The 24,188-nt window shown below is 65.8% G+C and carries 25 protein-coding genes and 1 riboswitch; of the genes, 15 read left to right on the top strand and 10 right to left on the bottom strand.

Annotated features, from left to right (window positions below; genetic code table 11):
* Window positions 1–4: 4 nt before the first annotated feature.
* Both NDB2M1_RS11420 and NDB2M1_RS21770 read right to left on the bottom strand, forming a co-directional pair.
* Window positions 5–1,135: an NAD(P) transhydrogenase subunit alpha gene (locus NDB2M1_RS11420; RefSeq protein WP_072382369.1), complete on the bottom strand. Its 1,131-nt coding sequence runs from the start codon at window positions 1,133–1,135 to the stop codon at window positions 5–7.
* A gap of 8 nt (window positions 1,136–1,143) precedes the next feature.
* Complete coding sequence (locus tag NDB2M1_RS21770; protein WP_143146730.1) at window positions 1,144–1,278, bottom strand: aa3-type cytochrome c oxidase subunit IV; 135 nt, start codon at window positions 1,276–1,278, stop codon at window positions 1,144–1,146.
* A 157-nt stretch (window positions 1,279–1,435) separates the two neighbouring features.
* Here NDB2M1_RS21770 and NDB2M1_RS11410 point away from each other — a divergent pair, with 157 nt between their 5' ends.
* Window positions 1,436–2,854, top strand: coding sequence for a sigma-54-dependent transcriptional regulator (locus NDB2M1_RS11410; protein WP_072382367.1), 1,419 nt, complete (start codon window positions 1,436–1,438; stop codon window positions 2,852–2,854).
* A 91-nt stretch (window positions 2,855–2,945) separates the two neighbouring features.
* Window positions 2,946–4,118 carry a CaiB/BaiF CoA transferase family protein gene (locus tag NDB2M1_RS11405; RefSeq protein WP_072382365.1) on the top strand — a complete coding sequence of 391 codons (1,173 nt, stop codon included), beginning with the start codon at window positions 2,946–2,948 and terminating at the stop codon, window positions 4,116–4,118.
* Here NDB2M1_RS11405 and folP read toward each other — a convergent pair.
* The 3 genes from folP to NDB2M1_RS11390 all read right to left on the bottom strand — a co-directional run bounded on the left by folP (window position 4,111) and on the right by NDB2M1_RS11390 (window position 7,332).
* Window positions 4,111–5,211, bottom strand: coding sequence for a dihydropteroate synthase (folP, locus tag NDB2M1_RS11400; protein ID WP_072382363.1), 1,101 nt, complete (start codon window positions 5,209–5,211; stop codon window positions 4,111–4,113). The two genes, NDB2M1_RS11405 and folP, sit on opposite strands and share 8 nt — an antisense overlap.
* A 127-nt stretch (window positions 5,212–5,338) precedes the next feature.
* Window positions 5,339–6,493: a site-specific DNA-methyltransferase gene (locus NDB2M1_RS11395; RefSeq protein ID WP_054123421.1), complete on the bottom strand. Its 1,155-nt coding sequence runs from the start codon at window positions 6,491–6,493 to the stop codon at window positions 5,339–5,341.
* A 215-nt stretch (window positions 6,494–6,708) separates the two neighbouring features.
* Window positions 6,709–7,332: a ribonuclease HII gene (locus tag NDB2M1_RS11390; protein ID WP_072382652.1), complete on the bottom strand. Its 624-nt coding sequence runs from the start codon at window positions 7,330–7,332 to the stop codon at window positions 6,709–6,711.
* A 98-nt stretch (window positions 7,333–7,430) separates the two neighbouring features.
* Here NDB2M1_RS11390 and NDB2M1_RS11385 point away from each other — a divergent pair, with 98 nt between their 5' ends.
* The 4 genes from NDB2M1_RS11385 to NDB2M1_RS11370 are packed head-to-tail and all read left to right on the top strand — an operon-like array spanning window position 7,431 to window position 9,694.
* Window positions 7,431–8,120 (top strand): pyrimidine 5'-nucleotidase, encoded by a 690-nt coding sequence (locus tag NDB2M1_RS11385; RefSeq protein ID WP_072382361.1) that lies wholly within the window; start codon window positions 7,431–7,433, stop codon window positions 8,118–8,120.
* Between the two features lie 33 nt (window positions 8,121–8,153).
* Complete coding sequence (gene dapD, locus NDB2M1_RS11380; protein WP_072382358.1) at window positions 8,154–8,990, top strand: 2,3,4,5-tetrahydropyridine-2,6-dicarboxylate N-succinyltransferase; 837 nt, start codon at window positions 8,154–8,156, stop codon at window positions 8,988–8,990.
* Window positions 8,991–8,993: 3 nt separating this feature from the next.
* Window positions 8,994–9,395 carry a DoxX family protein gene (locus tag NDB2M1_RS11375; protein WP_072382356.1) on the top strand — a complete coding sequence of 134 codons (402 nt, stop codon included), beginning with the start codon at window positions 8,994–8,996 and terminating at the stop codon, window positions 9,393–9,395.
* On the top strand, window positions 9,392–9,694 hold the full coding sequence (locus NDB2M1_RS11370) for an alkylphosphonate utilization protein (RefSeq protein ID WP_072382354.1): 303 nt from the start codon (window positions 9,392–9,394) through the stop codon (window positions 9,692–9,694). The genes NDB2M1_RS11375 and NDB2M1_RS11370 overlap by 4 nt, the downstream gene beginning before the upstream one ends.
* Before the next feature lie 3 nt (window positions 9,695–9,697).
* Here the strand turns inward: NDB2M1_RS11370 and NDB2M1_RS11365 are convergent, their stop codons facing one another.
* Window positions 9,698–10,021 (bottom strand): cystatin domain-containing protein, encoded by a 324-nt coding sequence (locus tag NDB2M1_RS11365; protein WP_072382352.1) that lies wholly within the window; start codon window positions 10,019–10,021, stop codon window positions 9,698–9,700.
* Window positions 10,022–10,163: 142 nt separating this feature from the next.
* Between NDB2M1_RS11365 and NDB2M1_RS11360 the strand changes: the two genes are divergently transcribed.
* From NDB2M1_RS11360 to NDB2M1_RS11355, 3 genes are all read left to right on the top strand, one after another.
* Window positions 10,164–10,454, top strand: a complete 291-nt coding sequence (locus tag NDB2M1_RS11360) for a hypothetical protein (RefSeq protein WP_072382350.1) — start codon at window positions 10,164–10,166, stop codon at window positions 10,452–10,454.
* A 177-nt stretch (window positions 10,455–10,631) separates the two neighbouring features.
* Window positions 10,632–10,769, top strand: coding sequence for a hypothetical protein (locus NDB2M1_RS22630; protein WP_171955371.1), 138 nt, complete (start codon window positions 10,632–10,634; stop codon window positions 10,767–10,769).
* A 46-nt stretch (window positions 10,770–10,815) separates the two neighbouring features.
* Window positions 10,816–11,283 (top strand): YaiI/YqxD family protein, encoded by a 468-nt coding sequence (locus NDB2M1_RS11355; protein ID WP_072382348.1) that lies wholly within the window; start codon window positions 10,816–10,818, stop codon window positions 11,281–11,283.
* Window positions 11,284–11,293: 10 nt separating this feature from the next.
* Here NDB2M1_RS11355 and NDB2M1_RS11350 read toward each other — a convergent pair whose 3' ends face one another.
* A complete protein-coding gene (locus NDB2M1_RS11350; protein ID WP_072382346.1) occupies window positions 11,294–11,548 on the bottom strand; it encodes a DUF5654 family protein in 255 nt (84 codons plus the stop codon).
* A 148-nt stretch (window positions 11,549–11,696) separates the two neighbouring features.
* Window positions 11,697–13,586: a phosphomethylpyrimidine synthase ThiC gene (gene thiC / locus NDB2M1_RS11345; RefSeq protein ID WP_072382344.1), complete on the bottom strand. Its 1,890-nt coding sequence runs from the start codon at window positions 13,584–13,586 to the stop codon at window positions 11,697–11,699.
* 36 nt (window positions 13,587–13,622) lie between these two features.
* Window positions 13,623–13,737: riboswitch (TPP riboswitch) on the bottom strand.
* 120 nt (window positions 13,738–13,857) lie between these two features.
* Here thiC and NDB2M1_RS11340 point away from each other — a divergent pair.
* Window positions 13,858–15,087, top strand: coding sequence for a cytochrome P450 (locus tag NDB2M1_RS11340; protein WP_072382341.1), 1,230 nt, complete (start codon window positions 13,858–13,860; stop codon window positions 15,085–15,087).
* A gap of 1 nt (window position 15,088) precedes the next feature.
* Window positions 15,089–16,402: a flavin-containing monooxygenase gene (locus NDB2M1_RS11335; RefSeq protein ID WP_072382339.1), complete on the top strand. Its 1,314-nt coding sequence runs from the start codon at window positions 15,089–15,091 to the stop codon at window positions 16,400–16,402.
* 80 nt (window positions 16,403–16,482) lie between these two features.
* On the opposite strand, the gene NDB2M1_RS11330 is transcribed toward NDB2M1_RS11335, so the two are convergent.
* Window positions 16,483–17,991, bottom strand: coding sequence for a flavin-containing monooxygenase (locus NDB2M1_RS11330; protein WP_072382650.1), 1,509 nt, complete (start codon window positions 17,989–17,991; stop codon window positions 16,483–16,485).
* 440 nt (window positions 17,992–18,431) lie between these two features.
* Between NDB2M1_RS11330 and crtY the strand changes: the two genes are divergently transcribed.
* From crtY to NDB2M1_RS11310, 4 genes are read left to right on the top strand one after another with little or no spacing between them, the layout of a single operon-like run.
* Window positions 18,432–19,625, top strand: coding sequence for a lycopene beta-cyclase CrtY (gene crtY, locus NDB2M1_RS11325; RefSeq protein ID WP_371328199.1), 1,194 nt, complete (start codon window positions 18,432–18,434; stop codon window positions 19,623–19,625).
* Between the two features lie 8 nt (window positions 19,626–19,633).
* Window positions 19,634–21,118 carry a phytoene desaturase gene (locus NDB2M1_RS11320; protein ID WP_072382335.1) on the top strand — a complete coding sequence of 495 codons (1,485 nt, stop codon included), beginning with the start codon at window positions 19,634–19,636 and terminating at the stop codon, window positions 21,116–21,118.
* A 6-nt stretch (window positions 21,119–21,124) separates the two neighbouring features.
* Window positions 21,125–21,706 carry an LOG family protein gene (locus NDB2M1_RS11315; RefSeq protein WP_072382333.1) on the top strand — a complete coding sequence of 194 codons (582 nt, stop codon included), beginning with the start codon at window positions 21,125–21,127 and terminating at the stop codon, window positions 21,704–21,706.
* Window positions 21,707–21,713: 7 nt separating this feature from the next.
* Window positions 21,714–22,697, top strand: a complete 984-nt coding sequence (locus NDB2M1_RS11310; RefSeq protein ID WP_371328198.1) for a phytoene/squalene synthase family protein — start codon at window positions 21,714–21,716, stop codon at window positions 22,695–22,697.
* On the opposite strand, the gene crtD is transcribed toward NDB2M1_RS11310, so the two are convergent.
* Complete coding sequence (crtD, locus tag NDB2M1_RS11305) at window positions 22,666–24,177, bottom strand: 1-hydroxycarotenoid 3,4-desaturase CrtD (protein ID WP_072382329.1); 1,512 nt, start codon at window positions 24,175–24,177, stop codon at window positions 22,666–22,668. The genes NDB2M1_RS11310 and crtD overlap by 32 nt on opposite strands.
* Window positions 24,178–24,188 lie beyond the last annotated feature (11 nt).

Genomic DNA, 24,188 nt, shown 5'->3' with positions numbered 1-24,188 from the left:
CCCCTCAGCCGAGCAGTCGTTCGTTGACGACCTTGCCGCCCTGCGTCAGGCGGATCGCATTGCCGATTTCCTCGTCGAGCACGGGCTTGCCCTGCTCCTTGTCCCAGAACGCGGACAGGAAATTGAACAGATTGCGCGAGAACAGTGCCGAGGCGTCTGCCGCAAGATGCGTGGCGGTGTTGGAATAGCCGACGATCTTGACGCCGTGCTTCTCGACCACCTGGTCTGCGACCGAGCCTTCGACATTGCCACCGGCCGAAACCGCAAGGTCGAAGATCACCGAGCCGGGCTTCATCGTCGCGATCTGCGCATCGGTGATCAGGCGCGGTGCCGGACGGCCTGGGATCAGCGCGGTGGTGATCACGATGTCCTGCTTGGCGATGTGCGAGCTGACCAGTTCGGCCTGTGCCGCCTGATACTCGGGGCTCATCTCGGTCGCATAACCGCCAGCGCCCTCGCCCTCGATCCCCGCGACGTTTTCTACGAAGATCGGCTTGGCACCGAGCGACTGGATCTGCTCCTTGGTCGCCGAACGCACGTCCGTCGCCGAGACCTGCCCGCCGAGACGGCGCGCGGTGGCGATGGCCTGGAGACCCGCGACGCCGACACCCATGACGAAGACCTTGGCCGCCGAGACCGTGCCCGCCGCGGTCATCATCATCGGGAAAGCGCGGCCATAGAGGTCCGCCGCGACGATGACGGCCTTGTAGCCGGCCAGGTTCGACTGCGAGGACAGGATGTCCATCGACTGCGCGCGGGTGATGCGCGGCATGAACTCCATCGCCAGCGCCTCGAACCCGCCTGCCGCATAGGCATCGACGCGCGCGCGCTTGCCGAAGGGATCGAGCCCCGCGACGACCCATGCGCCGGGATTGGCCCCGGCGAGGAGATCGACCTCGGGCCCCTGCACGCCAAGCACGATATCCGCGCCGGCTGCCACGCCTTCGCCCACGATTTCCGCGCCCGCCGCCTGATAGGCCTCGTCGCTGATCGAGGCGGTCATGCCCGCCCCCGCTTCCACGCGCACGGCTGCGCCGAGACCGATGAACTTCTTCACCGTCTCAGGCGTCGCCGACACCCGGTGCTCGCCGCTGGCCCGCTCGCGCAGGACAGCGATCGTTGTTGCCGCCCCCATTCGAGGACTCAGGCGATCAGGTACATGACGAAGAGCACGATCAGCGCGATCACCGGAGTGGCGATCTTGATCATGCCGACGAAGCCCTCGTAGGTGGCCGTCGCTGCCTTCATGTTGTTCCCGGCATTGTTGCTCGCGCCCATGACAAACCCTTCCTGATTGCGTTTTAAACGTGCGGTTGACCGCATGCTCTAGCGACCGCGCCACCCCGGCTCAAGCGTTACCGGCGGTTTTGCGCTTAATCTGACCTTTACCCAAATGGGCTAGACCCCGGCACTATGTAAAAGGACCGGGGAACCCATGGCTGAGCCCACAGATCGGCTTTTGATGCTGATTGATGACGAACCGGCGCAGTGCCGCCTCATTTCGGCGCTCGCGGCGCGCGAAGGCTGGCGCACGATCATCGCCCGCGATTCCGAGACGGCGATCGCCACGCTCGGCACGCGGCAGGGCATGCAGCTCGATGCAATCATTCTGGATCAATGGGTTCCCGGCGACGAAGCCTGCGCGCTGATCGCCGAGCTCAAGGCCCGCCGCCCCGCGCTTCCCATCCTCATGATCACCACAAGCGCCTCGCCGCTGCTCGCCGTCGAGGCGATGCGCGCCGGAGCTTCGGACTACCTGATCAAGCCGGTCGCGCCCGATCGGCTGCTCCAGGCGCTGCGCACCGCAACCCGGCGCGAGGAATCGCCGGAGGAACTGCAACCGCTCACCGAGAAGTTCTCCGGCACGCTCGATTTCGATTCGATGATCGGCGCCGCCCCCGGTTTCCGGGCTGCGCTCGCCGTCGCCGCCAAGGCCGCGCGCACGCAGAACACCGTGCTGATCGAAGGAGAATCCGGCACCGGCAAGGAAATGCTGGTGCGAGCGATGCATGCCGCCAGCCCGCGCGCAAAGGCGCCGCTGCGGATCGTGAACGCCGGCGGCATTCCGGCCAACCAGATCGAATCGGTGCTGTTTGGCCATGAGAAGGGTGCCTTCCCCGGCGCCTTCGAACGCCATGTCGGCGCGCTCCAGCATGCCGACGGCGGCACCCTGGTGATCGACGAAATCGACCGCCTCTGCCTCGCCGCACAGAACCGGCTCGCCCAGTTCCTGCAGCGCGGCGATATCCAGCCCATCGGCGCGCGCCACAGCTTTCGCCTCGATGTGCGCGTGATCGTGTGCAGCAATGCCGACCTCGGTGATCTTGTCGAGGCGCAGCTGTTTGATCGCGGCCTTCTGGATGCATTGAGCGGCGTCCATGTCCATCTGCCGGCGCTGCGCGAGCGCGCGGGCGACATTCCGGCGCTGGCCCGCCACTTCCTCACCCGCATCGGCGAACAGCCGGGGCTGCGTCCGCTCGGCATCACCGACGGCGCGCTGGCGCTGCTGGCGGCATATGATTGGCCGGGCAATGTCCGCCAGTTGCAGGCGACGCTGTTCCGCGCGGCGGTGTTCTGCGACGGCGAGGCGCTGACCGCGCAGGACTTCCCCAATCTTTCGAACATGCTCGGCGAAGCCCCGCGCACCGCGCCCAGCGGCACCGAAGGCGCGGGCGTGATGCTCTATTCGCCCGACGGCAACCTGCGCCCGCTCGAAGAGATCGAGGCCGACGTCATCCGCCTTGCCATCGGCCACTACCGCGGCCGCATGACCGAAGTCGCGCGGCGGCTCGGCATCGGGCGCTCGACGCTCTACCGCAAGCTCTCCGAGCTCGGGATCGACAACGTCGCCTGAGCCCTCTCGATAATGGCAGCGTTGCTCCCTCGCGCGGTGCTGTTAAGTCTCTCGCCGGACGGCTCGTGCGCCGCCGGGAGGAGAGACCAGAATGGCCGGTCAGAAGCTGCTGGAAGGTATCCGTGTCGTTGATCTGACCAGCGTGGTGTTCGGACCTTACGCCACCGAGACACTGGCCGATCTTGGTGCGGACGTGATCAAGGTCGAGGTGCCTGCTGGCGACATGTTCCGCCACGCCGGAAAGGTTGCGGCGACACCCGGGATGGGCCCCTGCACGCTCAATCTCAACAAGGGCAAGCGCAGCCTCGCGCTCGATCTCAAGAGCGAGGAGGGCAAGGCCGCACTCGCGAGACAGCTCGCCGAAGCCGATGTGTTCATCCACAACGTGCGCGGCAAGGCGATCGAGCGGCTGGGTTTCGGTTATGACGCCGTCAAGGCCATCAAGCCCGACATCATCTATGTCCACTGCACCGGCTTCGGCTCGGGCGGACCGTATGGCGACCTGCAGGCCTATGACGACGTGATCCAGGCCGCCACGGGCACAACCAATCTGCTGTCGCGGGTCGATGGCAATCCCGTGCCGCGCTTCCTGCCCTCGCTGATCGCCGACAAGGTCTCCGGGCTGCACGGCACCTGGGCGGTCATGGCCGCGATCATCCACAAGTTGCGCTTCGGCGAAGGGCAGTTCGTCGAAGTCCCGATGTTCGAGAGCTTCACCCATTTCATGATGCAGGAGCATCTCTACGGGCTGGCGCTGGTGCCGCCCAAGGAACCGGCGGGCTATCCGCGCCAGCTCGATCCGCTGCGCCAGCCCTTCCCGGCCAAGGACGGTTACGTGGTGATCGTGCCCTATACGCTGGATGCCATGGATGTCGTGATCGAGCTGCTCGAGGCGCCGGAACTTGCCGAGGATCCGCGCTTTATCGACTACCCCTCGCGCATGCGCAACTTCAGCGCGTTCTATGAGGAGATGGCCAAGCGCACGCCCAAGCTGACCATGGCGGAATGGGCGGCGAAGATGGCCGAGCATCAGATTCCCTGCATGCCGGTGCGCGATCTCGACGACATCACCGAGGATCCGCACCTCAAGGCGGTCGACTTCTTCCAGCAGCGCACGCACCCGACCGAGGGCGAGTACCTCAAGATGCGCAGTCCGGTGAGCTTTTCCGTCGGAGGCTTTGAAGTCCGGCCGACGCCGCATATCGGCGAGCACAACGAGGAGCTTGGCGCGCCCGCGCTTCCGGTCAAGTCTCGAGCTAGCTGAAATCCATCAGGGCCGCGTCGCGCAGGCCGCGCCAGACGCGCAGGGCCTGCACGGTATCGGCGACATCGTGCACTCGCACCATCTGCGCACCGGATTCGAAACCCTTGGCCGCCAACAGCAGCGATCCGCCGAGCCGCTGATGGGCGGGCGCCTCGCCGGACAGCGCACCGATCATGCGCTTGCGGCTCGCGCCGAGCAGCAGCGGCTGACCCAGCGCATGGAACAGCGGCAGCGCGTTGATCAGGGCGAGGTTCTCCGCGAGTGACTTGCCGAAGCCGATGCCCGGATCGAGCAGGATCTTCTCGCGCGCGATCCCCGCCGCCACCGCCGCATCGCGCCGCTCGCGCAGGGCATCGAACACATCGAGTACGACATCGGCATAGTGGCCGTCGGCATGCAAGTCCTTCTCCCCGCCGGGGGCATGCATCAGCACGACCGGCGCACCGCTTGCCGCGACGACTTCCACCGAGCGTGGATCGTGGCGCAGCGCGGAAACATCGTTGACGATATGCGCACCTGCCGCGAGCGCTTCGGCGATGACAGTCGAGCGGCGGCTGTCGATGGATATCGCGGCGCCGCTGGTGGCAAGCTTCGCAATCACCGGGACGACGCGCTTGACTTCGTCGCCTTCCCAGACAGCAGGGGCGCCGGGACGGGTGGATTCCCCACCGACATCGATGATCGCCGCGCCGGCTTCGAGCATCGCGTAGGCATGGTCCAGTGCCGCTTCCGGCTTGTCGAGAAACTGGCCGCCGTCGGAAAAACTGTCGGGCGTGACGTTGAGGATACCCATCACTTGCGGTTGATCGACCCGCAGCGTGCGCGCGCCGCACATCAGCGGACCGTGCACGGCCTTGAGATTGGCCCATTGCGCCTGCGCCTCGGCGGCCAGCGCATCGGGAAGCGCGCCCAGCACGTCATTCGCCTCGTCCGCACCGAAGCGGCGGCGGGAGACCACTTTCGCGCCATCCCGAACAATCAGCGCAAACCGCGCCGCATAGACCAGCCCGCCCGCCAGACGGATCGCTCCGCCCTCTTCGCTCTGCGGGCTCTCGGCAAGGCCGATCGGGCGGATGTAGAGCTTCTGCGCCATGGCCGCGTTCTAGCGCACCCGGCGCCGCGCAGCGAGACGCACGGCTTGCAGGATCATCGCCTTGGTCCAGCGCGCATGGCAGCGCAGCACCAGCGGATCGGGCATCAGGCCCAGCAGCGGCAGCACGTCAGTCCTCGACCGCGAGGAGATAGAGCTGGCGCAGCGCATCGAGCGGCTTGACCTCGCCCTCGTGCTCGATGTGCCAGAACGTCCAGCCATTGCATGAAGGCGCGCCCTGCACCGCCGAACCGACGCTGTGGATCGAGCCGGTGGCGGCATCCGCCATGATCGAGCCATCGGCGCGCACGCTCGCCAACCAGCGGCGCTTGCGGTCGAACAGCTGAGCGCCCGGCGCAATCATGCCGCTTTCGATCAATTGCCCGAACGCGACGCGCGGGGCGCTGCGCTTGCTCATCATCGTGGTGAGCGCGCTTTCATCAAGCGGCAGCGCGGCGGCAATGCGTTCCTCGGCCACCGCGATGTAGCTTTCCTCGCGCTCGCAGCCGATGAATTCGCGGCCGAGGCGGCGCGCAACCGCACCAGTCGTGCCGGTGCCGAAGAAGGGATCGAGCACGACATCGCCCGGATTGGTCGTCGCCAGCATGACGCGGTAAAGCAGTGCCTCGGGCTTCTGCGTCGGATGCGCCTTCACGCCATCCTTGCGGATGCGTTCGGGCCCGCCGCAGATCGGCAGCACCCAGTCCGACCGCATCTGCAGCTCGTCGTTGAGCGTCTTCATCGCGCGGTAGTTGAAGGTGTATTTTGCCTTCTCGCTGCGCGAGGCCCAGATCAGTGTTTCGTGCGCGTTGGTGAAGCGGGTGCCCTTGAAGTTGGGCATCGGATTGGCCTTGCGCCAGACGATGTCGTTGAGGATCCAGAAGCCGAGATCCTGCAGCAACGCGCCGACGCGGAAGATGTTGTGATAGGAGCCGATCACCCAGATCGCGCCATCGGGCTTGAGCAGGCGGCGCGCCTCGGTCAGCCATTCGCGGGTGAAGCTGTCGTAGCGCTCGAAGCTGTCGAACTTGTCCCAGTCGTCGGTCACGGCGTCGACATGGCTGCCATCGGGCCGCGCGAGGTCGCCGCCGAGCTGCAGGTTGTAAGGCGGGTCGGCGAAAATCAGGTCGATCGAGGCGGAGGGCAGCTCCCGCATCCGCTCGATGCAATCGCCGCGCAGGATCTGCCCGAGCGGGAGCGCAAGTTTGCTCACCGCCGGCGCAACCGCGCCGCGCAGCGCGCGCGCTGCCGTCTTTGCCTGACGTTCCTTTGCCAGAGCCACCATGTCCGCCTTGTCCCCTGCTGATGCAGCCCGACAGGTGAATCATCCGGGACTCGCCGTCAAGCCGCGACTCGCCGGATTCCGCCGAGTCGCAGCGCCTGAAGGGGTGAGAACGGAACGAGTCCGCGTCTACATCTGGAGTCTGCGCGGGCCATCGGACTCCATATCTTGTAGGTGTGACCGGGCGGATTCACTCGCGAAAAAAGTTTTCGTGCGGCCTAGTCGATGACCGCCGCCACCGGCGCAAAGCTGCGGCGGTGGTGCGGGCTGGCGCCGTGCTGTCGCAGCGCTGCCAGATGCTCGGCGGTGCCGTAGCCCGCATTGCGGTCCCAGCCATAGTGCGGGAACTCCGCCGCCGCCGCCCGCATCAGCCGGTCGCGGTGCTCCTTGGCGAGGATCGAAGCGGCGGAAATGCAAGGCTCGATCGCATCGCCTTTCACGATGGCACGGGCCTGCCAGCGCCACTCCGCGCAGTGCTTTGCCGGGGTGATGTTGCCATCGATCAGCGCCATGCGGATCGCGCTTCCAACCAATTGCCGCTCCAGCGCAGCCACGGCGCGGGTCATCGCGAGCATGGTGGCGGCGAAGATGTTGAGCCGATCGATCTCCTCGACTTCGGCGATGCCGAGCGCCCAGTGGCAGCTTGCGCAGATCAGCGGCTCCAGCTTCGCACGGCGCGCACCGCTGAGCACCTTGGAATCCGCAAGACCCTCCGGCGGCTGCGCGCCCAATACGACGGCCGCCGCGACCACCGGCCCCGCCAGCGGCCCCCGCCCCGCTTCATCGACGCCGACGACCAGGCCCCCGTTTCGGGCGCTGACAGCCGCGCCGTTCGCTGCCATGGTGGCGGCCATGAACAGATCAGTCTCACCGCGTTTCGCCATGGCCGACCTCATCTCCGAAATGCCCGGCAATCACAAGCTGTACGGGAGCTTGTCCCGTGGCGTTTGATCCGACCCGCGTCGATTGCTGGATCTTCGACCTCGATTACACGCTCTACCCGCCGGCCTGCGGCCTGTTCGGCCAGATCGACCAACGCATGGGGCAGTTCATTGCCGATCTGCTCGGCTGTGATGCAACCGAGGCCAAGCGCATCCAGAAGATGTATTTCCACGATCACGGCACCACGCTCGCGGGCCTGATGCACTACCACGCCATCGATCCTCGCGAGTTTCTCGACTTCGTCCACGATGTCGACATGAGCGTGCTGGCCGAAGCGCCTCGCCTCGCGGAGCGGATCAAGGCACTTCCCGGGCGGCGGCTGATCTTCACCAATGGCGACCAGCCCTATGCGGAGCGGGTGCTGGCGGCGCTCGGGCTCGAGGATTGCTTCGAGGGCATGTGGGACGTCATCGCAATGGACTACAAGCCCAAGCCGGAACCGTCCGCCTACCACAGCCTGATCGCGGCGTTCGGCTTCGAGCCGGAGCGCGCGGTGTTTGTCGAGGACTCGGCGCGCAACCTGCCGCCCGCCAAGGCACTCGGCATGCAGACGGTGTGGCTCGACTGCGCCAGTGAGTGGGGTGACCGTGCGAAGGACGATGCCGCGATCGATCTCGTGATCGATGATCTGCCGCAGTGGCTGGAATTGGTTTGCGCGGAGCTTGCGGGCAGCCTTTCGCTCGGTTAGGCCCCGCGCTCTGATTTTCGGGGAGCATACGCCATGACCGCAGACCTGCAGGCCGCCATCGAAGCCGCGTGGGAAGACCGCGCCAACGTCACGCCTGCCAGCGCATCCGTGCGTGAAGTGGTCGAAGCCGCGCTCGAACTGCTCGACGGCGGCAAGGTGCGCGTGGCGGAGAAGGTCGATGGCGCATGGACCGTCAACCAGTGGCTCAAGAAGGCCGTGCTGCTCTCGTTCCGCCTCAACGACAACGCAGTGATCGAGCAGGGCGCGGGCGGTGCTCCGGCTTACGACAAGGTGCCTTCGAAGTTCGCCGGTTGGGGCGAGAACCGCTTCCGCGAGGCCGGTTTCCGGGTCGTGCCCGGCGCGGTCGCGCGGCGCGGGGCGCATATCGCCAAGGGCGTGGTGCTGATGCCGAGCTTCGTCAACATCGGCGCCTATGTCGATGAAGGCACGATGGTCGACACCTGGGCGACGGTCGGCTCCTGCGCGCAGATCGGCAAGAACGTGCATATCTCGGGCGGTGCGGGCATCGGCGGCGTGCTGGAGCCGCTGCAGGCTGGCCCCGTCATCATCGAAGACGGCTGCTTCATCGGCGCGCGATCGGAAGTGGCGGAAGGCGTGGTCGTCGGCGAAGGCGCAGTGCTTTCGATGGGCGTGTACCTCGGCGCCTCGACCAAGATCGTCGACCGTGCGACGGGCGAGGTCCACATGGGCCGCGTGCCGCCCTACGCCGTCGTTGTTCCCGGCGCGATGCCGGGCAAGCCCCTGCCCGATGGTACGCCGGGTCCCTCGCTCTACTGCGCGGTGATCGTGAAGACCGTCGACGCGCAGACCCGGAGCAAGACCGGGATCAACGAACTCCTGCGCGACTAACCAGTGCCACGGGCCGTTACCCGCTGGGTGCTGGCCCTGCTCTACGCACTGGCAGGCGTGCTGCATCTGCTGCTGCCCCGCCCGTTCCTTGGCATCATGCCGACCTGGGTGCCGCAGCCTGAACTGGTCATCGCGCTGACCGGCGTAGCCGAGCTGGCGGGTGCCGCGGGGCTGCTGCAGCCGTGGTCCCCAGCGCTCCGGCGCGCGGCGGGCTGGGGCCTTGCCGCTTATGCGGTCTGCGTGTTCCCGGCGAACATCGTGCACTTTATCCGCGACATGGCGCGGCCGGATCATGGGCTGGGGCTCGGCTATCACGTCCCTCGCATGTTTCTGCAGCCGGTGCTGGTGTGGCTGGCGTTGTGGGTTGGACAGGTCCTGCCCTTTCGGGCAAGCGGCACGGCATGAGCGATGAAGACTACGTGTTCGACGAGGACAGCGGCGAGTGGATGCCGGCGTCCGAACTTGCGGCCAGGCGCGCGGCGGAGGGCAAGGTCGAAGTGCGCGATGCGGTAGGCAATCTCCTTGCCGATGGCGATCAGGTCACGCTGATCAAGGACCTCGACGTCAAGGGCGCAGGCCAGACGCTGAAGCGCGGTACGCTGATCAAATCGATCCGCCTCACTGGCGATGCACAGGAAATCGATTGCCGGTTCGACGGCATCAAGGGCCTCGTCCTGCGCGCCGAATTCGTCAGAAAGCGCTGACTTTCAGGGCATTTGCTGCGCATCGGTCAGCTCGAACGAGCCGTCGAGCCTGTGCCAGACGGTAACCGACCAGCGCGTGCCATCGGCCATGCGCAGCGCCATCCGCCGGTTGGTGCCTGCAACCACCTGCGTCTGCGCTGACGTTACCTCCACCAGTGCACCGTGCGACTGCGGAAGGTGCGCTGCAGCATAGCGCGCGGCTGCCTGCACCCCTTCTCCGCTTGGATCAGCCGCCCGCCAGCCACCGACCACAAGCGGCGCCGGCGATGGCCCGGAAGCCTTGGGCGCACAGGCCGCAAAGGCGGTTGCAAGCGTGAGGACCAGCAAGCTGACGCGACGATTGCGCGTTTTGCAACTGGCAATGCGATCATTACATTTGCGGGTCATTGTGCGCCGCACCATATCTGGCTCAACAAGAAAACAGGGGTGCTCGAAGGCAATTTCTTCCGGTTTCAAAGGAGATATTGCCATGTTTCTCAAGTCCTTCCAGATCGCTGCCGCTGCTGCCCTGATCGCCGTTCCGGCGATGGCTCAGGCCGAAGAAGCAGGTGCGAAGTTCACCCACGAGGGTGTCACGTACGTCTACACCACGCAAGTCTCGGGTGGCGAGCGCGTGATCAAGGGCACTGCGTTCAACGGCAAGGCGCCGTTCGAACTCCACGTGCGCGGCCGCTATGTGACCGGCACGTTCAACAACCAGGCTGTCGAGTTCACGCAGGCCGAAGCCCGCGCGCTGGGCATTCAGGTCGCCTCGAACTGACTCCTGCAGGCAGTCATCCGGCTGCCCTGACGACAGAGCCCCCGACAAGCGCCCGTCTAGCGCTTTGCGGGGGCTTTTTCGTGCCCTGTTCTCCATGTCAGGCGAGGATCGCTGGCTATCCCCCCGCCAAGGGCCTAGGGCTGGCATCCGGCCATACTGTCCGGACGGAGAGCGAGCATGGCCAAGAGCCAGAAGAAATCGAACCGCGAAGTGCGCAAGCCCAAGGCGGAAGGTCCCAAGAAACAGAACGCTTCCAATCCCAGCCAGAAGCCGGGGGTCGTCGCCGGGCTCGAAAACATGAAGCGGAGCACCTGAACGACAGGATCTGTTTCCGGCGGGATAGCTGTGGCAAGGGCTGGCGATGAACGAGCCCCCTGCCCCTATCCGCATCCTCGTCGATGGTGATGCCTGCCCGGTCAAGGACGAGATCTACAAGGTCGCGTGGCGGCATGAGGTCGCGGTCGTGGTGGTGAGCAATGCGCCCTTCCGTGTGCCCGTGCATCCGCTGGTGCGGCGCGTGGTGGTGAGCGACGGCTTCGATGCGGCAGACGACTGGATCGCGGAGGACGCGGGCCCGACCTCAGTGGTGGTCACCGCTGATATCCTGCTCGCGGACCGCTGCATCAAGGCCGGCGCCCAAGTGCTATCCCCCACCGGCAAGCCCTTCACCGGCAATTCCATCGGCAGCCAGATCGCTACCCGCGCGATCATGGCGGACCTGCGCGCGGGCGGCGACGTGATAGGTGGGCCGGCCCCTTTCGCGAAGGCTGACCGGTCACGGTTTCTGTCATCTCTGGATGCAGCGCTGGTTCGGCTGAAGCGAGGTTAGCCTCGCAGGTTCACCCCTCAGCCTCGCGCTGGATTACGGCTTCGGCACCGATGCGGGAACTGATCCGGCCCAAGATGGTGAGAACGGTGACGGCAAGTACCGTAGCGAGGATGGCGTAGCTGTAGAGCCCGGCAAGGCTGTCCCCCATGCCCAGCAGCGCAAGCGTTGCCTTGATCGCCTCGTTCCACGCCAGCGCGGCGACAAGGCCGAGCGAGGCGGAGGCTAATGCAATCATCGTCTGGATCATGGCTTTCGCGTCGGTCATTTCGGGTCATTCCCCTTGGTTGTAGTGAACCAATGGGTGACGCGCCGGAATCGCGATTGCAAGACTTGTGACTACCCTCTCCCCCACCCGGTCAACGGGCGGCCACCCTCCCCATCCTCGCATTGCGTGAATGGAGAGGGTCCGCGTCTTACTCCGCGGCAGGGAGGTAAAGTTCGCTGCCAGCCTCGCGGTACTTCTCGCTCATTTCGGCCATGCCGGCTTCGGCATCGGCTTCGCTTGCGACGAAGGTTTCGATGCCGGCGTTCTGCTTGGCGGCGAAATCGCGCACTTCCTGCGTGATCTTCATGGAGCAGAACTTGGGGCCGCACATCGAGCAGAAGTGCGCGGTCTTGGCGCCTTCAGCAGGAAGCGTCTGGTCGTGGTACTGCTCGGCGGTGTCGGGATCGAGCGAGAGGTTGAACTGGTCGCGCCAGCGGAATTCGAAGCGGGCGCGGCTGAGGGCATCGTCGCGCAGCTTCGCCGCCGGGTGGCCCTTCGCAAGGTCTGCGGCATGAGCGGCAAGCTTGTAGGTGACGACGCCGACCTTGACGTCATCACGGTCGGGCAGGCCGAGGTGCTCCTTGGGGGTGACGTAGCAGAGCATCGCGGTGCCGAACCAGCCGATCATCGCGGCGCCGATGCCGCTGGTGATGTGATCGTAGCCGGGGGCAATGTCGGTCACGAGCGGCCCGAGCGTGTAGAACGGGGCTTCGCCGCAGGCGGCGAGCTGCTTGTCCATGTTTTCCTTGATCTTGTGCATCGGCACGTGGCCGGGGCCTTCGATCATCACCTGCACGTCCTGCTCCCACGCGCGCTTGGTGAGTTCGCCGAGGGTGTAGAGTTCGGCGAACTGGGCTTCGTCGTTGGCATCCGCCACCGAGCCGGGGCGCAGGCCATCACCGAGTGAGTAGGCGATGTCGTAGGCCTTCATGATCTCGGTGATCTCGTCGAAGTGTTCGTAGAGGAACGATTCCTTGTGATGCGCGAGGCACCACTTGGCCATGATCGAACCGCCGCGGCTGACGATGCCCGTTACGCGCTTGGCGGTGAGCGGGATGTAGGGGAGGCGCACGCCGGCGTGGATGGTGAAGTAGTCGACGCCCTGCTCGGCCTGCTCGATGAGGGTGTCGCGGAAGATCTCCCAGGTCAGTTCCTCGGCGATGCCGCCGACCTTTTCGAGCGCCTGGTAGATCGGCACGGTGCCGATGGGCACGGGGCTGTTGCGCAGGATCCATTCGCGGGTGTCGTGGATGTTGCGGCCCGTCGAGAGGTCCATGACGGTATCGGCGCCCCAGCGGACGGACCAGACCATCTTCTCGACCTCGCTGGCGACGTTAGACGCGACGGCGGAGTTGCCGATGTTCGCGTTGATCTTCACGAGGAAGTTGCGGCCGATGGCCATCGGCTCGGATTCAGGGTGGTTGATGTTGCTGGGGATGATCGCGCGGCCGCGGGCGACTTCATCGCGGACGAATTCGGCGGTGACGTAGTCGGGGATGCTGGCGCCCCAGTCCTGCCCGTCGCGCGCCAAGGCTTCCTTGAGCTGGCGGCGGCCGAGGTTCTCGCGGACGGCGACGTATTCCATCTCCTGCGTGATGATACCCTGCCGCGCATAGTGCATCTGGCTGACGTTGCCGCCGGCCTTGGCGCGCAGCGGCTTCTGGACGACGTTGGGGAAGCCGGGGACGCCGCCCGAGCGATCCGGGCCGAGCTGGCCGTTGTCTTCGGGCTTCACTTCGCGGGCGTGGTATTCCTCGACGTCGCCGCGGCCCATGATCCACTCGCGGCGCAGCTGGGGAAGGCCCTTGGCGATGTCGATCTGGGCGTTCGCGTCGGTGTAGGGGCCGGAGGTGTCGTAGACCCGCAGCGGGGGCTCGCCCGAGCTGGGTTCGAGCGCGATCTCGCGCATGGCGACCGTCATGCCGGGGAAGCGCGGGCTTTCGACGTGGATCTTTCGGCTGCCGCGGATCGGGCCGGTGGTGACGCCGATGGGCGTGGCCTGCGGGCCATTTTCGAGGCGGGAATTGATATCAGCCATCTTGCGCTCCTTTGAACAGACGGATGGCGGGCGCTGGCGTGCAGACTGACCGCTCCCTCCGCCCGTGCTAACGGGTTCAGGTTCGACGGGTCGGGCTGCGTGACCAGCCCCTCTCAGCCATGCGTGCTCACTGGCTCCCCGGGGAATGGGACGGTTCTAGTCCGGTCTCGCGGCGTCGTCCAGCCACCATTGGGACTGGACTTTAAGCGGGCGCTTAAACATAGTCGTGCCAAGGCCCGCCGTGTGCCGAGCGGGACAAGCGGAGCAGGACATGGCGAGCCAGACCCTTGAGCGGGCAATCAATCCCTATGACGTGAGCGCGGATGCGCTCTACACCGAGGACACGTGGCGCAAGCCGTTTGCCACGCTGCGGCGCGAGATGCCGGTGAGCTGGCGGCCGGAAAGCCCGTTTGGCAGCTACTGGTCGGCGGTGACGCACGAGACGATCCAGCAGATCGAGCTGATGCCGGAGGTGTTCTCCTCCTCGTGGAAGCTGGGGAACATCACGATCGCCGAATCGATCAACGAGGCGGAGTTTCCGAACTTCATCGCGCAGGATCCGCCGATCCACACCGCGCAGCGCAAGGTGATCGCGCCGGCGTTCAGCCCGGGGCAGATGATCAAGCTGGAAGCGCAGGTGCGCGAACGGGCGAAGATGCTGTTCGATACGCTGCCGATTGGCGAGACGTTCGACTGGGTGGAGCAACTTGCGATCCCGCAGACCTTGGGGATGCTGTGCAGCCTGTTCGACTTTCCGTTCGAGGAGTGGCGCGATCTCAAGCGCTGGTCGGACTACGGCAGCGGGGTTTCGGCGGATAACCTGACACCGGAGTACCGCGCCGAGTGGATGAAGCAGATGGGCGAAATGCTCGCGCGGTTCGACCGGGAACTGGATGCGCGGAAAGGACTGCCGCCGACGGACGATCTGCTCAGCCGGATGGTCCATTCCGAAGCGATGGGGAACCTGCCGCCGCTGGAGCGGCTGGCGAATATCGCCCTGCTGATCGTGGCGGGGAACGACACGACGCGGAACTCGATTGCCGGGCTGATCGAGGCGCTGACGCTCTATCCGGAGCAGCTGGACGTGCTGCGCGCCGATCCGACGCTGTCCGCCAATGCCGCGCAGGAGATCATCCGCTGGCAGACGCCGGTGACGCATATGCGGCGCACGGCGACGCAGGATGTCGAGATGGGCGGGCAACTGATCCGCAAGGGCGAGAAGATCGTGATGTGGTACATTTCGGGCAACCGCGACGAGAGCGTGTTTGCCGATGCCGAGCGGTTCGACGTGCGGCGCGAGAATGCGCGGCGGCATATCGGTTTCGGCCACGGCATCCACCGCTGCGTGGGCGCGCGGCTGGCTGAGGTGCAGATCGCGGCGGTGATCGACGAGATCGTGGGGCGCGGGCTGCGGCCAGTCATGGTCGGCAAGCCGGAGCGGCTGGCAAGCCCGTTCCTGCATGGGTTCAATGCCATGCCGGTGCGGCTAGAGCGTGCCTGACATGAAGCGCGTCTGCATCATCGGGGCGGGCTGTTCGGGGATCACGGTCGCCAAGCGGCTCAAGGACTACGGGATCAGCTACGACCAGTTCGACGCCTCGGACGATATCGGCGGGAACTGGTACTACAACAATCCCAACGGGTTGTCGGCCTGTTATCAGAGCCTGCATATCGATACCTCGAAGTGGCGGCTGGCCTTCGAGGACTATCCGGTGCCGGCGGACTGGCCGGACTTTCCGCACCATTCGCAGCTCCTGCAATACTTCCGCGACTATGCCGCGCAGTTCGCCCTGCGCGAGGACATCACCTTCAACACCAAGGTCGAGAAGGCGCAGCGCAAGCCCGGTGGCGGCTGGGCGGTGACGCTTTCGACCGGCGAGACGCGCGAATACGAGGCGCTGGTGGTGGCAAACGGGCACCACTGGGCGGCGCGCATTCCCGAGTATCCCGGGCACTTCGATGGCGAACAGCTCCACAGCCATTCGTTCCGCAGCGCGTTCGAGCCGGTGAACTGCGTCGGCAAGCGCGTGCTCGTGGTCGGCATGGGCAATTCGGCGATGGATATCGCCTCCGAGCTTTCGCAGCGCGCAATTGCCGAGAAGCTGTTCGTTTCGACCCGGCGCGGGGTCTGGGTGCTGCCGAAGTATTACAAGGGCCAGCCGATCGACAAGAACCCGGCTCCGGCGTGGATGCCCCGTTCGGTGCGCACGGCGCTCGGCACGCGGATGATCAAGAGCCTGGTCGGCAAGATGAGCGACTATGGCCTGCCCGAGCCGGAGATCGGCCCGTTCGATGCCCATGCCACGGTTTCGGGCGAGTTCCTGCTGCGCGCGGGTTCAGGCGACCTGACAATGAAGGGCGCCATCGAGCGGCTGGACGGTGACGGCGTGGTGTTCAAGGACGGCAGCCGGGAGCAGATCGACGTGATCGTCTGGGCGACCGGCTATGACATCCGCTTCCCCTTCTTCGACGATCCCTCGCTCTGCGCCGATGCCGACAACCGGCCGCCGCCGCTGTTCAAGCGGATCATGAAGCCCGAAGTGCCGGACCTGTTCTATGCAGGATTAGGGCAGCCCTTGCCGACGCTGGTCAACTTCGCCGAGCAGCAATCGAAGCTGATCGCGGCCTATCTGGCGGGGGCTTACACCCCTCCCCCGCTGGGCGAGATGCACCGCATCATCAAGGCCGACGAGGAATATCACACCGGGCACTACTATGCGGCGCGGCGGCACACGATCCAGCTCGATTTCGATGCTTATGTGCGGGATTTGCTGAAAGAAATCGCGGCGGGGACGCGGCGGGCGAAAGCGGCGTAGCGCCTTTACCCCTCCGACCTGCCTTCGGCAGGCCACCTCCCCATTTGTCCTTCGGAAAAATGGGGAGGACCTGAAAGGCCTTATTCCGCAGCTTCCAGCGCGGCTTCGGCGCGCTGGTTGTCGTAGACGAACTCGCTGGCGGCAGGATCGATGAAGGGGATCTGTTCGCGCTCGCTCCAGTAGTCCTGGTTGTGCTGCCATTCGGGCTTTTCGCCGCGCCTCGGCATGCGGTCCAGATCGCGCATCAGGTAGGTGGGGTTGAAGTTGTCGGCGTCGATCCATGGCAGGATCTTCATGTCCTTGTCTTCCTCGCGCAGCGCGACCTCGACCTTCCTGGCATGCGCTTCATCCATGTGATTCAGGAGCTTGCAGACGAAATCGCCGACGATATCAACGCGCAGGGTCCACGAGGCGCGGAAGTAGCCGAAAACCCAGACGAGGTTGGGCACGCCGGTGAACATCATGCCGCGGTAATTGATCGTCTCGGACCAATCGACCGCCTTGCCGTCGACCTCGAAGGGGATTTCGCCGAGCACCGAAAGGCGGAAGCCGGTGCAGGCGACGATGATGTCGCCTTCGATCTCCTGCCCGGAGCTGACCCGCAGGCCCTTCTCGGTGAAGGTGTCGATCGTGTCGGTGACGACGCTCGCCTTGCCCGCGACGACCGCCTTGAACATGTCGCCATCAGGGAGCTGGGCCAGGCGCTGCTGCCACGGGCGATATCTGGGCGTGAAGTGCGGCTCGAAGTTGAAGTCCTCGCCGACATAGCCGCGGATCAGCGCGCGCAGGTCCTCGGCCATGGCCTCGGGCTCCTCGCGGCTGCGGCGGTCCATCTCGTAGAAGTTGTAGATGTAGTCCTGCCGCACGACGCGGTGGATGGTAGGCTCGTCGACGCCGATGGTGCGCAGGCGGTCGGCCAGTTCGCTGACGTTGGGCGCGCAGTAGAACCACGTCGGCGAGCGCTGGACCATGGTGACCGTGGCGCCGGCCTCGCACAGCGCGGGGACGATGGTGGCGGCGGTGGCGCCCGAGCCGATCACGATGACATGCTTGCCGGCCACGTCGGTCTTGGGGTCCCACAGCTGGGAATGCACGAAGTGGCCCTTGTAGGAGGCCATGTTCGGCCATTCGGGAATGTAGGGCGTCTTGTGGTCGTAGTAGCCCTGGCACATCCACAGGAAGCCGGCGATGTAGACGACCTCGCTGCCATCCTTGCGGCGCGCCTTGACGGTCCACAGGTTGTCGGCGCTAGACCAGCTGCAGGCGGTGATCGTGTGGCCGTAGCGGATGTGCGGCGTGATCCCGTTTTCCTCGATCACCTCGCCCATGTACTTGAGGATCGCGTCGGCCGAGGCGATCGGCGTGCCGGTCCACGGCTTGAAGCGGTAGCCGAAGGTGTAGAGATCGGAATCGGAGCGGATGCCGGGGTACTTGTGGGTTTCCCAGGTTCCGCCGAAGGTGTCCTTGCTTTCGAGGATGGCGTAGCTCTTGCCGGGGCACTGGTCCTGCAGATGCTTGGCGGATCCGATCCCGGAAATTCCGGCTCCGATGATCAGGACGTCGACGTGCTGCTCAGCCTGCTCTGCCATCATTCTCTCTCCATCTTGCCCGGCCGCGGCCCTTCTCCACCGCAGCGGGGAGCCGATTGGTCCGGTTGTGGCGGTTCTCGCCTTGCCGGTGCAAGGAGGCCTTGATCCGCATCAAAACGCAACAGGAATCTGGAGGCATTGCTCCGCACGGCAACTCAACATTACCGATTGTTCATGGTGCGGACCGCTCGGCGACAGATGGACTTCGGCATGTTGAGATCGTCGCCCCGACCACCCCTTTACTCCACACTTCAGGGGCCGGTCGCCGCGACAATCCCTGGGAGAAGGGCAACTCCCCCCAGTCGCCCTTTGCAAGTTCTCCGGGGATGGCAGCCTTCACCGCCATCCCCGGGGCCCCACTCCCCTCCCGATCCCCCATCTTCACAAACGGGCACGCGGGCACAGGTTGCGCGACTTCGGTCCAGCGCCTATCGCCATGCATGATGAATGCACGGCGCTGCGATATCGCGATCCTTGGTGGGGGCCTGGCAGGCGGCCTGATCGCGCTTGCGCTGGCCCGCTACCGGCCCGATCTTTCGCTGCTCATTGTGGAACAGGGCGAGTGTCTGGGCGGCAATCACGTGTGGTCGTTCTTTGCGACCGACACCGATCCCGAGGCGACCGAGCTACTCGCGCCGATGATCGAGGCGAGCTGGCCGGACTACAACGTCCACTTTCCGCGCCACAGCCGCCACCTCGCCACCCGCTATAGCGCGATGACATCGGAAAAGTTCGATGCGGCGCTGCGCGCGGCGCTGCCAGAGGATGCTATCCTCACCCGGCAGGCCGTGAAGAGCTGCAGCGAGACCGAAGTCATGCTGGGCGATGGCACGCCGGTGCAGGCCGGCGGCGTGATCGACACGCGGGGGCTGCGCGATGTCTCGCACTTCACCGGCGGGTGGCAGAAGTTCGTCGGCCGCAAGTTCAAGCTGAAGGCGCCGCATGGGCTCGAACGGCCCATCGTGATGGACGCGACGGTCGAGCAGATCGACGGCTACCGCTTCATGTACGCCCTGCCCTTTGCGCCCGATGTGATCTTCCTCGAGGATACCTACTACTCGGACAGCAGCGTGCTGGACCGGCCGCTGCTGGAAAAGCGGATCGACGCATACCTTGCGGCACGCGGGTGGGAAGTCGAGGCGCTGATCAACGAGGAGCACGGCGTGCTGCCGGTGGTGGCCGGCGGCGACTTTGCCGGGTTCTGGCAGGGTGCCGGCGAGGATACCGCGCGGGCTGGTTCGCGCGCCGGGCTATTCCATTCGCTCACCAGCTACTCGGTGCCCGATGCCGTGCGCTTTGCGCTGGCGCTGGCGCATCACGACAAGCTCGATGGTGCGGGATTGAAAGCCTTCTCTGCCAAGTGGGCTAAAGGGCACTGGGAAAACCAGTCCTACTACCGCATGCTCTCGGCATTGTTGTTTGGCGGTGCCTTTCCGGAAGAACGGCTGCGCATATTGGAGCGGTTCTACACGATGAAGCCGCAGCTGATCGAGCGGTTCTATTCGGGGCGTTCGACCTCTTACGACAAGTTCCGCATTCTGGCGGGAATACCGCCGATCCCGATCCCTCGGGCACTGGGCACGATTACCGGTTTCGGCCGGCAACCGGCGCCGTTGAAGTTTTCAGGAGTTTGAGTTCCATCATGAAGAAAGTCGCTGTCATCGGGGCCGGTTTCGGCGGACTGGCGCTGGCGATCCGCCTGCAGTCGGCGGGGATCCAGACCACCGTGATCGAGGCGCGCGACAAGCCTGGCGGACGTGCCTACTACTGGGAAAAGGACGGCTTCACCTTTGACGCCGGGCCGACAGTGATCACCGATCCGCCCTGCCTCAACGAACTGTGGGCGCTTTCGGGCCATGAGATTGCCGAGGACGTCGAACTCGTGCCGGTCAAGCCGTTCTACCGGCTGAACTGGGCGGACGGGACGAACTTCGATTACACCAACGACGAGGCGATCCTGAACGCGGAGATCGCCAAGCTCAACCCGCGCGACGTGGCCGGCTATGCCGAGTTCCTGAAGTTTTCGGCCGGCGTGTTCGAGGAAGGGTACGTCAAGCTCGGCTCAGTGCCGTTTCTTGATTTTGCCTCGATGATCAAGTCGGCACCGCCGCTGATCCGCTATCAGGCATGGCGTTCGGTCTATTCGATCGTTTCCAGCTACATCCAGAACGAGAAGCTGCGCGAGGCGTTCAGCTTCCATTCGCTGCTGGTGGGCGGCAACCCGATGACCGCGAGCGCCATGTATGCCCTGATCCACAAGCTGGAAAAAGACGGCGGTGTGTGGTGGGCCAAGGGCGGCACCAACAAGCTGATCGCAGGCATGGTGCGGCACTTCGAGCGGCTGGGCGGCACTGTGCGGCTGGGCGATGCGGTTGAGCACATCCAGTCGCTGGGCGACCGGGTGAAGGGCGTGCGGACCAAGAGCGGCTGGCAGGAAAACTTCGACGCGGTCGCCTCCAACGGCGACATAGTCCATTCCTATCAGGACCTGATGCCCGACAACGGCCATGCGCAGCGCCGGGCCAAGAGTCTGAAGCGCAAGAAGTTTTCCCCCAGCCTGTTCGTCGTGCACTTCGGCGTGGAAGGCACCTGGCCGGGAATCGCGCACCACATGATCCTGTTCGGACCGCGCTACAAGGGACTGCTTGACGACATCTACAACCACGGCGTGCTGCCGGAGGACTTCTCGATCTACCTGCACCACCCCTCGGTGACCGACCCGAGCATGGCGCCCGAAGGCATGAGCACGTTCTACGCGCTGGTGCCGGTGGCGAACATGGGCAAGCTGCCGGTCGACTGGGACGAAGTGGGCCCGCTGCTCGAAAGGCGCGTGCTCGATGAAGTGGGACGCCGTCTGATCCCGGACATCCACAGCCGGGTTGTGACGAAATTCCACTATACGCCGAAGGACTTCTCCATCGATCTTTCGGCTCACCAGGGGAGCGCGTTCAGCCTTGAGCCGCTGCTCACGCAATCCGCATATTTCCGCGCGCACAACCGTGACGATGCGATCAAGAACTTCTATCTGGTGGGCGCCGGCACTCATCCGGGTGCGGGCATCCCCGGCGTGGTCGGCAGCGCGAAGGCGACGGCGCGGATCATGATCGAGGACCTGCTGGAAAGGTAAGCGCGCGTGAAACGGCTGGCGGTCTATTGCGGTTCGGCATCGCCGGCGGACCCGCGTTATGTGGCATTGGCGCGCGAAGTCGGCGCCGAGTTAGCCTCGCGCGGGATCGGCGTGGTCTATGGCGGCGGGCGGCTGGGCCTGATGGGCGCGGTCGCTGCGGGGGCGCTGGAAGCGGGCGGCGAAGTGATCGGGGTGATCCCGCGCGCGCTGGCCGAAGCGGAAGTCGCCAATCCCGATTGCACGAGCCTGACGGTGGTCGACACGATGCACCAGCGCAAGCAGGCCTTCACCGACCTTTCGGACGGGTTCCTGACCCTGCCCGGCGGGGTCGGCACGATGGACGAGCTGTGGGAAGCGGTGAGCTGGGCGCAGCTGGGCTATCACGCCAAGCCGGTCGGCCTGCTCAATGCCTTCGGCTTCTACGACAAGCTGCTGGCGTTTCAGGCGCATATGATCGAGGTGGGCTTCATCCGCCCGGTCCATGGCGGGATCATCCTCGCCGAGCATTCGCTTGATGTGCTGCTGCCGCGCATGGCGGCGCATGTGCCGCACACGCCGATCATCCAGATGTCCGCCAAGGACTTGTGAGGCTGGCGTGAGCGACCCTCGCGCCGTGCCGACCGGACCGGACCGCGCTGCCCTTGTTGCCCACGCCCGCGATACAATCGCGCGAGGGTCCAAAAGCTTTGCCGCCGCCTCGCGCCTGTTCGACCGGACGACGCGCGAGCGGGTGTGGCTGCTCTATGCCTGGTGCCGCGCCTGCGACGACATTGCCGACGAGCAGGACCTCGGCGGGGAACTGGGCACGACGCCCGGCGCAGCGGCGGACGAGCGGCTGGCGCAGATCCGGCGGCTGACAGACCTTGCGATGGCGGGAATCCCGACGGGCAATCCCAGTTTCGATGCGCTCGGTGTGGTCGCGAAGGAATGCGGACTGACGCGCGCGATGGCCGAAGACGTGATCGACGGCTTCGCGCTCGATGCAGCGGACTGGACGCCGCGCAGCGAGGCGGACCTGCTGCGCTATTGCTTCCACGTTGCGGGCGCTGTCGGCGTCATGATGGCGGTTGTCATGGGCGTGGCGCCGGACGACGACGACACGTTGGACCGCGCCTGCGACCTTGGACTGGCTTTCCAGCTCGGCAATATCGCCCGCGACATGGCGGAAGATGATCGCGGCGGGCGCTGCTATCTCCCGGCCGAATGGCTGGCGGAAGCGGATATCCCGCCGGGCGAGCAATTGCGGCCCAGCTACCGCGCAGCCCTGGTCGGCGTGGCGAAGCGGCTCGCGGCGCTGGCGGCGGACTACGAGGCTTCGGCGCGGGTCGGCGCGGCGCGTCTGGGGTTCCGCCAGCGCTGGGCGATTCTGTCCGCGGCGGGCATCTACGGCGCCATTGCGCGCAAAGTGGCGGCAGGCGGCCCGCGCGTGTGGGATGCCCGCGTGTTCACCTCGCGCAGCGAGAAGCTTGGCTGGGTACTGCGCGCCGGACTTCAGGCGCTGGGACGGCCTGCGCCCTGCCCGCATCCGCGCTGGTCGCGTACCAGCCTCAAGGCCAGGGCACGTCGGCAGGAAGCATGACCGTGCGGCGGTCGCCGGCGAGATCGGCGACGAGGCGCGCGGCGGCGATGCGGCCGGACATTGTCGCCATCGGGATGCCCGGCCCAGGGTGGACGCTGCCGCCGGCGAGGTAGAGCCCCGGCACTTTGCCTTTCGCTCCGGCCCGCGCGAAGCTGCCCATCATGCCGTGGTTGGCGCGGCCATAGAGCGCGCCGCCGCTTCCCGGAAACAGCGCGTGGAAGCCCGCGGGATCGGTGACCACGGGTTCGCCGACGGCGGTAAGGTCAAGGCCGCAATCCTGCATCAGGCCGACGCTGCGGCGAGCGAGATCGGCGAGCTGGGCATCGGGCAGTGGCCCCTTGTCGCCATCAGCCGGTGCGTTGATCAGCGCGAGAAGGCGTTCGGGGGTGCCTGCGGGGTGGTTGCTCCCCTCGCCCCTGTCTTGCGCGCACAGGTAGACGGTCGGCGTTTCGGTGATCCGGCGATCCTTGAAGATTGCTTGGAACTCTGCCCCGTAATCCTCTGCAAAGAAGACATTATGGTGCGCAAGGTCAAAGCCCGATGTACGCGCGGCGAGGCACCAGGTGACGGCGGACAGCGAGCGCTTGAGCGGTGCGGTGGCGGGGACCGGGCGGACTTCATCGGTGAGCGCCGAGATGTCGCCATTGAAGACTACGGCATCGGCCGCAAGGCGTTCACCACCCGCGAGATCGACGCCGGTGACACGCCCACCTTCGACGACGATGCGCTCCATTTCGGTGTTGAAGCGGAACCGGGCGCCGTGCTTTTCAGCGAGGCCCGCAATGGCTCGCGCGACTTCGTGGATGCCGCCACGCACAAGCCAGACGCCGTCCTGCTCGACATGCGCGATCAGCATCAGCGTGGCAGGCGCGGCCCAGGGCGAGGAGCCGACATAGGTCGAATAGCGCCCGAACAACTGGCGCAGACGGGCATCCTTGAAGTGATCGCCGAGCGCGCCCCACAGCGTGCGCATGGGCACGGTCCGCATCAGCGCGGGGATGCCAAAAGGACCGAGCCGGGCGACGAGGCCGGGAATCGAGGGGCGTTCGGCGGCGATGAACGAGGCGGCAAGCGTCTTGTAGATATCCGCGCTGCGGGCGCAGAAATCGCGGTAGGCCTTGGCTTCGGCGGCACCGGCGAAGTGTCCGATGGCGTCGGCGGAACGGTCCACGTCGGCGAAGAGATCGAGATTGCCGCCCTGTCTCCATGCATGGCGGGCCAGCGTCTCTGCGGTGATGAGGCCAAGGTGGTCCTCGAGCCGCTCGCCCGCATCGCCGAACAGGCCATCGAAGATCCAGCGCATGGTGAAGACCGTGGGGCCGGCATCGATGGAAAGACCGCCGCTTTCCACCCGGCGCATCTTGCCGCCGACATGGGCGGCGCGTTCGACGACGGTGACGTCAAGCCCCTGCCGGGCGAGATCGGCGGCGGCGGACAGGCCGCCCATCCCGGCCCCGACGACAACGACCTTGCGCGCCACGTCCGCCCCCA

Origin of the sequence: Novosphingobium sp. NDB2Meth1, assembly GCF_900117425.1 — a bacterium.
Lineage (GTDB): Bacteria > Pseudomonadota > Alphaproteobacteria > Sphingomonadales > Sphingomonadaceae > Novosphingobium.
This window is presented reverse-complemented; position numbering and strand designations above follow the sequence as displayed.

Excerpts from the sequence above, each read along its gene's own strand:
- NDB2M1_RS11420 (WP_072382369.1), bottom strand. The coding sequence starts at position 1,135 with ATGGGGGCGGCAACAACGATCGCTGTCCTGCGCGAGCGGGCCAGCGGC.
- NDB2M1_RS21770 (WP_143146730.1), bottom strand. The coding sequence starts at position 1,278 with ATGGGCGCGAGCAACAATGCCGGGAACAACATGAAGGCAGCGACGGCC.
- NDB2M1_RS11410 (WP_072382367.1), top strand. The coding sequence starts at position 1,436 with ATGGCTGAGCCCACAGATCGGCTTTTGATGCTGATTGATGACGAACCG.
- NDB2M1_RS11405 (WP_072382365.1), top strand. The coding sequence starts at position 2,946 with ATGGCCGGTCAGAAGCTGCTGGAAGGTATCCGTGTCGTTGATCTGACC.
- folP (WP_072382363.1), bottom strand. The coding sequence starts at position 5,211 with ATGGCGCAGAAGCTCTACATCCGCCCGATCGGCCTTGCCGAGAGCCCG.
- NDB2M1_RS11395 (WP_054123421.1), bottom strand. The coding sequence starts at position 6,493 with ATGGTGGCTCTGGCAAAGGAACGTCAGGCAAAGACGGCAGCGCGCGCG.
- NDB2M1_RS11390 (WP_072382652.1), bottom strand. The coding sequence starts at position 7,332 with ATGGCAGCGAACGGCGCGGCTGTCAGCGCCCGAAACGGGGGCCTGGTC.
- dapD (WP_072382358.1), top strand. The coding sequence starts at position 8,154 with ATGACCGCAGACCTGCAGGCCGCCATCGAAGCCGCGTGGGAAGACCGC.
- NDB2M1_RS11370 (WP_072382354.1), top strand. The coding sequence starts at position 9,392 with ATGAGCGATGAAGACTACGTGTTCGACGAGGACAGCGGCGAGTGGATG.
- NDB2M1_RS11360 (WP_072382350.1), top strand. The coding sequence starts at position 10,164 with ATGTTTCTCAAGTCCTTCCAGATCGCTGCCGCTGCTGCCCTGATCGCC.
- NDB2M1_RS22630 (WP_171955371.1), top strand. The coding sequence starts at position 10,632 with ATGGCCAAGAGCCAGAAGAAATCGAACCGCGAAGTGCGCAAGCCCAAG.
- NDB2M1_RS11355 (WP_072382348.1), top strand. The coding sequence starts at position 10,816 with ATGAACGAGCCCCCTGCCCCTATCCGCATCCTCGTCGATGGTGATGCC.
- NDB2M1_RS11350 (WP_072382346.1), bottom strand. The coding sequence starts at position 11,548 with ATGACCGACGCGAAAGCCATGATCCAGACGATGATTGCATTAGCCTCC.
- thiC (WP_072382344.1), bottom strand. The coding sequence starts at position 13,586 with ATGGCTGATATCAATTCCCGCCTCGAAAATGGCCCGCAGGCCACGCCC.
- NDB2M1_RS11340 (WP_072382341.1), top strand. The coding sequence starts at position 13,858 with ATGGCGAGCCAGACCCTTGAGCGGGCAATCAATCCCTATGACGTGAGC.
- NDB2M1_RS11335 (WP_072382339.1), top strand. The coding sequence starts at position 15,089 with ATGAAGCGCGTCTGCATCATCGGGGCGGGCTGTTCGGGGATCACGGTC.
- NDB2M1_RS11330 (WP_072382650.1), bottom strand. The coding sequence starts at position 17,991 with ATGGCAGAGCAGGCTGAGCAGCACGTCGACGTCCTGATCATCGGAGCC.
- crtY (WP_371328199.1), top strand. The coding sequence starts at position 18,432 with ATGATGAATGCACGGCGCTGCGATATCGCGATCCTTGGTGGGGGCCTG.
- NDB2M1_RS11320 (WP_072382335.1), top strand. The coding sequence starts at position 19,634 with ATGAAGAAAGTCGCTGTCATCGGGGCCGGTTTCGGCGGACTGGCGCTG.